Annotated in this window: 1 rRNA gene; it reads right to left on the bottom strand. The window is 57.1% G+C overall.

From position 1 onward, the window contains the following. A 23S ribosomal RNA gene (locus tag ACZ404_RS36845) occupies positions 1 to 1,731 on the bottom strand; the annotation flags it as partial.

Raw genomic sequence — 1,731 nt, forward strand, 5'->3', positions numbered from 1 at the left:
GAGCTAACCGGTCCCCTTAACGTTCCAGCACCGGGCAGGCGTCAGTCCGTATACATCGCCTTACGGCTTCGCACGGACCTGTGTTTTTAGTAAACAGTCGCTTCTCGCTGGTCTCTGCGGCCACCCCCAGCTCGAGGAGCAAGTCCTCTCACCAGAGCTGGCCCCCCTTCTCCCGAAGTTACGGGGGCATTTTGCCGAGTTCCTTAACCATAGTTCACCCGAACGCCTCGGTATTCTCTACCTGACCACCTGAGTCGGTTTAGGGTACGGGCCGCCATGAAACTCGCTAGAGGCTTTTCTCGACAGCATAGGATCATCCACTTCGCCACAATCGGCTCGGCATCAGGTCTCAGACACAAGGTGCGCGGATTTGCCTACACACCGTCCTACACCCTTACCCCGGGACAACCACCGCCCGGGATGGACTACCTTCCTGCGTCACCCCATCACTCACCTACTAACCGCTTGGTCCGGCGGCTCCACCACTCCCCTCAACTCCGAAGAGATCAGGGCGGCTTCACGGCCTTAGCATCACGATGCTCGATGTTTGACGCTTCACAGCGGGTACCGGAATATCAACCGGTTATCCATCGACTACGCCTGTCGGCCTCGCCTTAGGTCCCGACTTACCCTGGGCAGATCAGCTTGACCCAGGAACCCTTAGTCAATCGGCGCAAACGTTTCTCACGTTTGTATCGCTACTCATGCCTGCATTCTCACTCGTCAACCGTCCACGACTACCTTCCAGTGCCGCTTCACCCGGCAGACGACGCTCCCCTACCCATCAACACACCCGTTGGGGCTATATATGTCAATGACACGACTTCGGCGGTACGCTTGAGCCCCGCTACATTGTCGGCGCGGAATCACTAGACCAGTGAGCTATTACGCACTCTTTCAAGGGTGGCTGCTTCTAAGCCAACCTCCTGGTTGTCTCTGCGACTCCACATCCTTTCCCACTTAGCGTACGCTTAGGGGCCTTAGTCGATGCTCTGGGCTGTTTCCCTCTCGACCATGGAGCTTATCCCCCACAGTCTCACTGCCGCGCTCTCACTTACCGGCATTCGGAGTTTGGCTAAGGTCAGTAACCCGGTAGGGCCCATCGCCTATCCAGTGCTCTACCTCCGGCAAGAAACACACGACGCTGCACCTAAATGCATTTCGGGGAGAACCAGCTATCACGGAGTTTGATTGGCCTTTCACCCCTAACCACAGGTCATCCCCCAGGTTTTCAACCCTGGTGGGTTCGGTCCTCCACGAAGTCTTACCTCCGCTTCAACCTGCCCATGGCTAGATCACTCCGCTTCGGGTCTTGAGCGTGCTACTACAGCGCCCTATTCGGACTCGCTTTCGCTACGGCTTCCCCACCCGGGTTAACCTCGCAACACACCGCAAACTCGCAGGCTCATTCTTCAAAAGGCACGCAGTCACGAGAGTGAAGCAAGCTCCACTCCGACGCTCCCACGGCTTGTAGGCACACGGTTTCAGGTACTATTTCACTCCCCTCCCGGGGTACTTTTCACCATTCCCTCACGGTACTATCCGCTATCGGTCACCAGGGAATATTTAGGCTTAGCGGGTGGTCCCGCCAGATTCACACGGGATTTCTCGGGCCCCGTGCTACTTGGGTGTCTCTCAAACGAGCCGCTGACGTTTCGACTACGGGGGTCTTACCCTCTACGCCGGACCTTTCGCATGTCCTTCGCCTACATCAACGGTTTCTGACTCGTC

Source organism: Streptomyces sp. NPDC030798, from assembly GCF_055572275.1.